The organism is Sphaerisporangium sp. NPDC049002 (genome assembly GCF_040649355.1).
In the GTDB taxonomy this organism is placed as follows: Bacteria; Actinomycetota; Actinomycetes; order Streptosporangiales; family Streptosporangiaceae; genus Sphaerisporangium.
In genome coordinates, this window is the sequence record NZ_JBEZFH010000294.1 from 1 (window position 1) to 6895 (window position 6895).

The window sequence follows — 6895 nt, forward strand, 5'->3', positions numbered from 1 at the left end:
ATTTAGATCGAAAGATCACGGGTTGTTATCAGCTGACTGCCCGTTTGTTATATGATAGAGCCTCTTTGGGGCGCTCGTGGGTGTTTCTTTACAAGCCTCTCCGGTGCCGAAAGGGTGGTGGCCGGTCGCGGCGTAGGCGACCAGGCATCCCCAGGCGAAGACGTCGGAGGCGGGGATGGCGGGCCCGCCGGTCAGGCGTTCGGGCGCCACCCATCCCGGGCTGCCCATGATCTGGCCGGCCTGCGTGTGCGCGACGGCGGCGTCCAGGTCCCTGGCGATGCCGAAGTCGATGACGCGGGGGCCCCTCGGGGACAGCAGCACGTTCCCGGGCTTCAGGTCGCGGTGGACGAAGCCCGCCTCGTGGATGGCGACCAGCGCCGCCGCGGACCCGAGCGCCACGCCGTAGGCGAGGTCGGGGGTGAGCGGGCCGCGCGCGGCGACGATCTGGGACAGGGACGGGCCGGGGATGTGCTCGGTGACGAGATAGGGACGGTCGCGGTCGGTGCCGTCCTCAAGGACCGGAGCGGTGCAGAACGGCACCACGCGGCGGGAGAAGGCGACCTCCTCGGTGAACCGCGCCCGGAGCGTCGGATCGCTGAGATGGACGGCGTGCGGCGTCTTGAGCGCGACCAGACCTCCCTCTGGCCGCTCGGCGAGGTACACCACGCCCATCCCACCGGCGCCGAGACGGCCGAGCAGAAGGTAGCGACCGATGATCACCGGGTCGCCCACCGTCAGCGGCCGAACGCCTGGAGGCATCCCGCTGGGGACGCCTGCTCCGCCACGTGCCATCCGGAGGTGACCTCTCTTCGAGAAGTGCGGCACAGGCCACTGTGTCCCTCGCGAAGGCCATTCGGCGCAAATTAGTTCGAAGTGGCATGAGAGGTAAGGCGAATCATCCCTCAAGGTAAGGAACATGAGGGCCTTATGTGACTCAATGGGCGGTTGTGACCTCTGTGCCGGGCCGGGCTGACCCGCCCCCGTACGTCAGGCCGCCGCCGAATCGGATCCCTGACCCGTGAGGGACGGCTGCGGCGGGTCCGCCGCCACCGAGAGCACCGGCGACTCCCCCGCCGGAACCGGCTCGGGAACGGGCGGGGAGACCGACGCGCCGGAGGATGCCGCGACGGCGTCGAGGAAGCGCTGGATGTGGCCGAAGACCAAGCGGGCCTCGGGCACGACGTCCGCCAGGATGGCGAACACGTGCGGCATGCGGCGCCATTCCTCGTAGGTCACCTTCACCCCGGCGCCACGGGCCTTTCGGGCGACGCGCCGGCCCTCGTCGCGCAGCACCTCGGTGGACCCGGTGACGACCATGAGCGGCGGCAGGCCGGTGTAGTCGCCGAATACCGGCGAGACCAGCGGGTCGCGGCAGTCGAGCCCGGCGGTCCACCGGCGTGCGAGCCAGTCGACCCGGCTCGCGGGCAGCATCGGGTCGACCCACCGGTTGACCGTGCGGCGGCTGTCGGACAGGTCGGCCCACGGCGACAGGCAGATCGCGGCCGCGGGCAGCGGCAGGCCGCGGTCCCGCAGGGCCAGCAGCGTCGCCAGGGTCAGGTGCCCGCCCGCCGAGTCGCCGGCGATCAGGATGTCCGCGGGCTCGTACCCCTGGTCCAGCAGGCCCTGGTACGCGGCGAGGGCGTCGGCCAGCGACTCGCTCAGCGGGTGGACGGGGCCCTGGCGGTAGTCGACCGCGAGCACGGGACGCCTCGCGGCGGCCGACAGGCGCCAGGTGATCGGCCGGTGCGTCGCCGGGGAGCAGAAGAAGTACGCTCCGCCGTGAAAGTAGAGCAGCACCTTGCTCTCGTCCAGATCGTCTCCGGCGCGCACCCATTCGGAGCAGGAGGGGGTGGTGTCCTCCTTGACGATGGAGACGTGCGCGGGAGGGGGAAGCGGGAGCCGCTCTCCAAGGGCCATCACCCGGGCGACGAGTTCCATGCCGATCTCGTGTCTGAGGAGCAGGGCCGAAATGGGCTTGGTCGTACCGCGCAGCAGGCCGTTGAGCGCGCTCGCCCGCCAGCTGATCGGGTACACCGGGTGAATGTCCACGTCGATCTCCTGCTGCATGTGACCCTCCATGAGCAGCCTTGCCGAATCTTGTTCTATCTACCTGCCCGTATACCCCGGTTTACATGGGTGTTACACACTTTGTCGAGGGTTATCCGGAACATTTGACCTGGTAGGGGTGCCTAAGGGCTCGGCGTGGATCAGCCTAGCTCCCCGGGGGACCTGGCCGGCCGGTCGCGCCCGGCGGCGTCGAGGGCGCGCCGGGCGCGCCCACCGAGACGGACGGGCGGCGCGGTGAATCGCGGGTCGCCCGGGGCGGGGGTGGTTACAATTCCAGTTCCGCCCATCCTGGAGGTGCCCGACCTTCCCGCTCTATGTGACGATCTTCACGTACGGCTTCCGCCGTCACGCCACCTACCGGGCCGCCGCCCTCGCGGGGGCGTTCACCAACACGATCTTCGGCATCCTCCGCGCGTACGTGCTGATCGCGTTGTGGCAGGCCCGGCCGGGCCTCGCCGGGTACGACGTCACCGACGCGATCACCTTCTGCTTTCTCACCCAGGCGTTCATCGGGCCCATGGAGGTCTTCGGAGGCGGCCTGCAGCTGGCCCAGCGGGTGCGCACCGGCGACATCGCCCTCGACCTGGTGCGCCCGGCGTCGCTCCAGATGTGGACCCTGGCCGACGACCTCGGGCGGGCCGCGTTCCTGTTCTTCGTCAGGAGCATCCCGCCCGCGGCGGTCGGCGCCCTGCTCTTCGGGATCCACGTCCCCGCGAACCCGGTCACCTGGGTGGCGTTCCTCGTCTCGATCGTCCTCGGCGTCACGGTCAGCTTCGGCCTTCGCTACCTGGTGGCGCTGTCGAGCTGCTGGGTCGTGGACGACCGGGGCCTGCAGTCGCTGTCACTGGTCATGACGACCTTCTTCAGCGGCATGGTGTTGCCGCTGGTCCTCTTCCCCGGCCGGCTCGGCACACTGGCGCAGGCGCTGCCCTGGGCGGCCATGGTGCAGGTCCCCGCCGACGTCTACCTCGGCAAGCGCGACGTCCTCGGCGCGCTCGCCTTCCAGGCCATGTGGGCGGCCGTCGTGCTCGCCGCCGGCGCGCTCGTCACCCGGTCCGCGCGCCACAAGGTGGTGATCCAGGGTGGCTGACTCCCTCGCGGGACGCCCCCTGCGGGAGGCGGGCCCACGGTGATCGAGATGGTGAGGAGCTACGTGCTCCTGGCGGCCGCCTGGATACGCGCCGCCGGGCAGTATCCCGTGTCGATGGCGCTGCTCACGGTCGGCTCGTTCCTGGTCACCGGCCTCGACATCGCGGCGATCGCGGTGATCTTCACTCACACCGGCTCCCTCGGCGGCTTCACCCTGCCCGAGGTGATGTTCCTGTACGGCACCGCGGGCATGTCGTTCGCGCTCGCCGACCTGCTCTTCGGTAACGTCGACAAACTCGGCCAGCACGTCAGGGCCGGCACGTTCGACGCGATGCTGATCCGGCCGGTGAGCCCGTTCGTGCAGATCGCGGTCGAGCGGTTCACCTTCCACCGCCTCGGCCGCACGGCGCAGGCGGCGACCGTGCTCGCGATCGCCCTCACCCGGCTGCACGTGCCGTGGCAGCGCGCGTGGATGATCCCGCTCATGGTGCTCTGCGGCATCGTCCTGTTCACCGCCGTGTGGACCCTCAGCGGGGCGCTCCAGTTCCTGCTGACCGACGCGGCCGAGGTGGGCCACGCGTTCACCTACGGGGGCGGCCAGCTCACGCAGTACCCGCTGAGCGTCTACGGGGGCGACCTGGTGCGCGCGGTGACGTTCATCGTGCCGCTGGCGTTCGTCAACTGGCAGCCTGGCCTGTTCGTCCTCGACCGCCCCGACCCGATGGGCCTGCCCTACTGGCTGCGCTTCCTCGGCCCGGTCGCCGCGCTCACGCTGTCCTGCGTGGCGGCGCTCGCGTGGCGCGCCGGGCTCCGCCGCTACCGTTCGACGGGGAGTTGACATGATCGAACTCGACGGGGTGGGCCGTTCCTTCACGGTCCGCGGCAAGACGGGACGGCTGCGCCGGAACTCGCGGGTCGTGCACGCCGTACAGGACCTGTCCTTCCAGGTGGCCGCCGGGGAGTTCGTCGGCTACCTCGGGCCGAACGGCGCGGGCAAATCCACGACGATCAAGATGCTGACCGGGATCCTGACGCCCACCAGCGGGCGCATCCGGGTGGCGGGCCTCGATCCGTCCCGGCGCCGCACGACGCTCGCCCGGCGCATCGGCGTGGTCTTCGGGCAGCGGACGACGCTGTGGTGGGACCTGCCGCTCAGGGACAGCTTCACCCTGATCCGGCACCTTTACAAAGTAGATCAAGTGCAGTACCGGAAGCGGCTCGCCGAGCTGGTCGAGGTGCTGGACCTCGGCGCGTTCCTCGGCACGCCCGTACGGCAGCTCAGCCTGGGGCAGCGCATGCGGGGCGACATCGCGGCGGCGCTGCTGCACGACCCCCCGGTGCTGGTGCTCGACGAGCCCACCATCGGGCTCGACGTGGTGAGCAAGGCGGCGGTGCGCGACTTCCTGCGCGGGCTCAACGCCGAGCGGGGCACCACCGTGCTGCTCACGACGCACGACCTCGGGGACATCGAACGGCTCTGCCGGCGCGTCATGCTGATCGACCACGGCAGCCTCGCCTTCGACGGGACCGTCGCCGAGCTCATGGCCACCGCCCCCGGCGACGCGTCGATCGAGGATGTCGTCACCCGCCTCTACACGCGGGCCGTCCCTTCATGAACGGCCGGCTCAGTAGTAGCCGCCGCCGGCGGGCGCGGAGGCCTCCTCCTCGTAGTCGTCCTCCTCGTCCCTGTGCCGGCCGGCCCACCGCGAGGGCATCAGCACCGGGATGAACAGCGCGATGCCCAGCATCGCGAAGACCCCCGTGCCCAGCAGGCCCTGCATGCCCTTGCCCGCCTGGACGACCATCGGGTTCATCGAGGGGCCGGTCGGCGCGAGGCCGAGCGCGCGGTTCACGTCCAGCACGTAGATCACCGTCCACGCCAGCAGGGCCATGGACGGCACGAACGTCGCGAGGGGCGAGACCCGGCCCGCCACCACCAGGCCGAGGATCAGGCCGGCCACCAGCATCGCCCCGAGGCCGACCAGCGCCTTGGTGTCCCTCACCGGGTCGACGGCGCCCGTGGCGTTCGCGACGCTCGCCATGCCGCGTAACGCGTCCTGCGAGGCCCACCCGGCGCCGGCCAGCAGCACCGCCGTCACCACGACGCCGAGCAGCAGCCCGAGAAAGTGCCGCATGGTCACCCACCTCGTTCTTCACAGAACCAGCGAACGCGGGCAACAGTAGCGAGAAAACCCCTGAAACGGCAGATGTCATATTGAGACGGGGAAATGCGGATCGCCCACCAAGACAGGCGGTCCCCGGGCATGACACGATGTGGGGCGTCATGCGTGCCCGCCTCCCCCTGCGCCTCGCGCGGTCGGCCGCCTTCACGGTCGTCTGCGTGACCCTCGCCGTGCTCGGCCACCGGGCGGCCGGCGGGTCGGGGCCTTCGTCGTGGGCGGCGGCGTCCGGAGGCGTCGCGGTGACCGCCGCGGCCGTGCTCCTCGCCGGGCGCGAGCGCTCACCCCAGACGATCATCGGTTTCCTGGTCGGAGCGCAGCTGTTCCTGCACCAGCTCTTCGGCCTCTCAGGGGACATCGGCTCGCCCCTGAGCGTCCACCTCTCCCACGGGCAGGGGCTCGGCGCCGACGTCGGCATGGTGGTCGCCCACCTCACCGCGACGCTGATCACCGGCTGGTGGCTGGCCCGGGGCGAGTCGGCCCTGTGGTCGGTGCTCCGCAGGCTCGGCGCGCTCGCCGTCCGCCGGCTGCGCCACCTGCTGGCCCTCCTCGACGAGGGCACGGGCGGCCCCGTACGGCCCGCCGCCCGCGCCCCCCGGCACCTCGATCCCGCCCCGGTCAGGCGGGAGCTCCGTCACACGGTCACCAGGCGCGGTCCTCCGCTTCCCGCCGCCTTCTGACATCTCGCGAGCCGCCGCCCCCCGGTGGAGCGTCCACCGGCGCCCGCCCGGACCCCGGCGGCATGGCCCGCGCTTTCGCCTGATCCCCCGTACGAAGTGGAGAATTCCCATGTCGTTGAGCTCTGCCGGCCGCCGCCTGGCCGCCGTCGCCGCCGGTGCCCTCGCCCTCACCATCGGCCTCGCCCTGCCCGCCCTCGCCCACGTCACCATCAACCCGGGGACGGCGGAGAAGGGCGGCTTCACCAAGGTCGCCTTCCGCGTCCCCAACGAGCGGGACAAGGACTCGACGACCAAGCTCGTGGTCGACCTGCCGGTCGACCACCCGCTGCCGTTCGTCTCGGTGCGCCCGGTCCCGGGCTGGAAGGTCGAGGTCACCAAGAGCAAGCTGCCGAAGGCCGTCCCGTCCAAGTACGGCGACATCACCGAGGCCGTCACGAAGATCACCTGGTCCGGGGGGAAGATCGACCCGGGCCAGTTCCAGGAGTTCGAGGTGTCCATGGGGTTCATGCCCGAGGACACCGACCAGCTCGTCTTCCCCGCGACCCAGACCTACTCCAGCGGGGAGGTCGTGAAGTGGGCGGACGAGCCCAAGGCCGACGGCACCGAGGCCGAGCACCCCGCCCCCACCCTCAAGCTCGTCGCCCCGGCGGCGGGCGAAGGTGACGAGCACGGGATGAGCGCCGCGCCCGCGAGTCCCGCCTCCTCCGCGCCCACGATGGCGGTCAAGGCAGACGCGCACGAGGGCGCGGGCACGTCCGACGCCGACGCGACGGCGCGGCTGCTGGGCCAGGAAGCCGGTGAGGGCGTCCTCGCTCATCGCGAGCGAGACTCCCGCGCAGTCGACGGTCCAGTAGCCGGCGGGGCCCTCCTCGCCGACGA

8 protein-coding genes are annotated in these 6895 nt (G+C 71.2%); 5 read left to right on the forward strand and 3 right to left on the reverse strand.

Features of this window, described 5'->3' with window-relative positions; genetic code table 11:
- Nucleotides 1-15: 15 nt before the first annotated feature.
- Together AB0B89_RS33595 and AB0B89_RS33600 are read right to left on the reverse strand one after the other, a co-directional pair.
- Complete coding sequence (locus tag AB0B89_RS33595; RefSeq protein ID WP_358560870.1) at nt 16-759, reverse strand: serine/threonine-protein kinase; 744 nt, start codon at nt 757-759, stop codon at nt 16-18.
- A 228-nt stretch (nt 760-987) separates the two neighbouring features.
- Nucleotides 988-2067, reverse strand: coding sequence for an alpha/beta hydrolase (locus tag AB0B89_RS33600; RefSeq protein ID WP_358560873.1), 1080 nt, complete (start codon nt 2065-2067; stop codon nt 988-990).
- Nucleotides 2068-2383: 316 nt separating this feature from the next.
- Here AB0B89_RS33600 and AB0B89_RS33605 point away from each other — a divergent pair, with 316 nt between their 5' ends.
- The 3 genes from AB0B89_RS33605 to AB0B89_RS33615 are packed head-to-tail and all read left to right on the forward strand — an operon-like array spanning nt 2384 to nt 4772.
- Nucleotides 2384-3157, forward strand: a complete 774-nt coding sequence (locus AB0B89_RS33605) for an ABC-2 family transporter protein (protein WP_358560876.1) — start codon at nt 2384-2386, stop codon at nt 3155-3157.
- Between the two features lie 48 nt (nt 3158-3205).
- A complete protein-coding gene (locus tag AB0B89_RS33610; protein WP_358560891.1) occupies nt 3206-3994 on the forward strand; it encodes an ABC-2 family transporter protein in 789 nt (262 codons plus the stop codon).
- Between the two features lies 1 nt (nt 3995).
- Complete coding sequence (locus AB0B89_RS33615) at nt 3996-4772, forward strand: ATP-binding cassette domain-containing protein (RefSeq protein ID WP_358560879.1); 777 nt, start codon at nt 3996-3998, stop codon at nt 4770-4772.
- A 9-nt stretch (nt 4773-4781) separates the two neighbouring features.
- Here the strand turns inward: AB0B89_RS33615 and AB0B89_RS33620 are convergent, their stop codons facing one another.
- On the reverse strand, nt 4782-5291 hold the full coding sequence (locus AB0B89_RS33620) for a hypothetical protein (RefSeq protein ID WP_358560882.1): 510 nt from the start codon (nt 5289-5291) through the stop codon (nt 4782-4784).
- Nucleotides 5292-5440: 149 nt separating this feature from the next.
- Here AB0B89_RS33620 and AB0B89_RS33625 point away from each other — a divergent pair, with 149 nt between their 5' ends.
- Both AB0B89_RS33625 and AB0B89_RS33630 read left to right on the forward strand, forming a co-directional pair.
- A complete protein-coding gene (locus tag AB0B89_RS33625) occupies nt 5441-6016 on the forward strand; it encodes an MFS transporter (protein WP_358560885.1) in 576 nt (191 codons plus the stop codon).
- A gap of 109 nt (nt 6017-6125) precedes the next feature.
- A partial coding sequence (locus AB0B89_RS33630; protein WP_358560888.1) for a YcnI family protein occupies nt 6126-6895 on the forward strand: 770 nt, incomplete at its 3' end.

Excerpts from the sequence above, each read along its gene's own strand:
- AB0B89_RS33595 (WP_358560870.1), bottom strand. The coding sequence starts at position 759 with ATGCCTCCAGGCGTTCGGCCGCTGACGGTGGGCGACCCGGTGATCATC.
- AB0B89_RS33600 (WP_358560873.1), bottom strand. The coding sequence starts at position 2,067 with ATGCAGCAGGAGATCGACGTGGACATTCACCCGGTGTACCCGATCAGC.
- AB0B89_RS33610 (WP_358560891.1), top strand. The coding sequence starts at position 3,206 with ATGGTGAGGAGCTACGTGCTCCTGGCGGCCGCCTGGATACGCGCCGCC.
- AB0B89_RS33615 (WP_358560879.1), top strand. The coding sequence starts at position 3,996 with ATGATCGAACTCGACGGGGTGGGCCGTTCCTTCACGGTCCGCGGCAAG.
- AB0B89_RS33620 (WP_358560882.1), bottom strand. The coding sequence starts at position 5,291 with ATGCGGCACTTTCTCGGGCTGCTGCTCGGCGTCGTGGTGACGGCGGTG.
- AB0B89_RS33625 (WP_358560885.1), top strand. The coding sequence starts at position 5,441 with ATGCGTGCCCGCCTCCCCCTGCGCCTCGCGCGGTCGGCCGCCTTCACG.